The organism is Cobetia sp. (genome assembly GCF_983723665.1).
Window position 1 is genome coordinate 1 of the sequence record NZ_CFDJES010000271.1, and the last position, 2,025, is coordinate 2,025.

The window sequence follows — 2,025 nt, forward strand, 5'->3', positions numbered from 1 at the left end:
AGCCACCATACCCTCTATTCTTTATTCTTTAAAAGAATAAATCCTCATAGTTTTCGACGATGGCGTTATTAAGAAGGCGCGTTGAGTTTGCCTACCAGCAGCGAAAAAGAAAAGACCAGCCGCCGGAGGGAAAGGCGTCTGGTCATGTTGCCCGGGGTCTCACGACAGGTAAGGGCCTGCCACGTGCCGGGCTTGCGCACAATGGAGGGCCTCAGTCAGGTGGCATCAGCCCGGGTCATTGTCTGTGCCTGGTGTGCTCCTGACAGCTTTCAGCAGACTGACACGCGCATCCGCGTTGGCGTGAAAGCGCGTCTCGAAGGCCTGCTGCGGCATCGGGCGACCGAAGAGATAGCCCTGGAAGGCGTGGACGCCCATGGCCTGGAAGATTTCGGCTTGCCCCCGCTCCTCGACCCCCTCGACAACGACCTGCATGCCGAGTGATTGGCCCATCGCGACGATGACCCGCGCCAGCTCCCTGTCGCGGCGACTGGTCTCGACATTCATGACGAAGGAGCGATCGACCTTCAGGATGCCGAAAGGCAGATCATGCAGATAGGAGAGACATGAGAAGCCTGTCCCGAAATCATCCAGCGAGAGGTTGACGCCCAGTCTGCGTATGGCCTGCAGTTGATAACGCAGGCTGTCTTTGCTGTCGAGCATCAGGTTCTCGGTGACCTCGACCACCAGCTGCGAGGGATGAATCGGGTAGCGCTCGAGCAGTGACTCGAGCTGGTGCAGAATACCTTGATCCCTGAACTGGATGACGGAGGCATTGACGGACAGATAGCGCTCCTCGATGCCGAGCCGTCGCCATTCGCACAGAATGACGGCAGCCTCTTCCAATACCCAGTTGCCGATCTCGACGATCTGTCCGGTCTTTTCCGCCGCTGCAATGAACTCATCGGGGGGCACCAGGCCGAGATCAGGGTGCTCAAGGCGGATCAGTGCCTCCGCGCCGAGCAGTTCCGGAGCCTCCAGGTCCGCGCTGGCCGCCCGGAAGATGGGCTGTAGATAAAGGCGGAACCAGCCCATGGTCAAGGCTTCGCGGATCATGCGCTCCTTCAGGAACAGCGGCTCACCGTCTTCCAGCGCGCTATCGCGGACGCAGGTGCGGTATTGATTGCCCCCCTCGTGCTTGATGTCCACCACGGTAAGTTCCAGTAGACGCATCAGGCGGCTGGGGCTCTCGTCATCTGCCTGTGCCTGCAGGCCCGCCATGCTCAGGCTGAGATGGATGGGTTCGCCAGCCTTGAGCAGCGGATGGGAGAATGCGATTTGAATCCGGTGGACAAGTGGGCGCAAGTCATTGATATCACAGGTCATGACGAATTCATCGCCACCCGTACGTGCGATCCAGTCGGGGGCACACTCCTTGAGCCGTGCGCCAACCTCTTTCAAAAGAAGATCGCCGTCCATCGGCCCCAGGTGGTGATTGATGCTGTGGAATCGATCGATATTAACCAGCAGCAAACCAAAGACAGCGTCACGTGCGATCAACTGCTGGACATGCTGATTGAGCGACAGCCGGTTGGGTAACTGCGTCAAGGGGTCAATCAGCTCATGCTCCAACAGCCGTTGCTGGGTCCTGGTCAGTTCGGTGATGTCCGTCAGCAGCATCATCGTGCCCCGGGCCTGGCTGCCATTGGCGGCGGGAATGACCACCTGAACCTGACGGTCTTCCTGGTGTTGGCAGTTCAATGTCATCACCAGATCGTTGCAGGCATTGCCCAGTCGCAAGGCCGTGCTGATGCGATGGATGTGCTTGCCATTCTGACTGCTGATGAGAGCATGGAAGGGCATGCCGACAAGATGTTCACGAGCCCAGCCGGTCACCTCCAGCATTTGCTCGCTGGCATCCTGCACAGTGCCCTTATCGTCGATCACCAGCAGCAACGCGGGGGTATCACGATAGAAGTGTTGATAGCGCTCTTCGTTATCACGCAGCGCTTCCATCATGTTGAAGATTCGCTCCCCCAGCTTGTTCAGCTCCACGATGACCTTGTTGATCTCGCGCGAGTGAACGGG

General features: G+C 58.5%; 1 protein-coding gene. It reads right to left on the minus strand.

Annotated elements, in window-relative coordinates:
- Positions 1 to 225 precede the first annotated feature (225 nt).
- A partial coding sequence (locus AC4FAH_RS14755; protein ID WP_490246333.1) for a putative bifunctional diguanylate cyclase/phosphodiesterase occupies positions 226 to 2,025 on the minus strand: 1,800 nt, incomplete at its 5' end.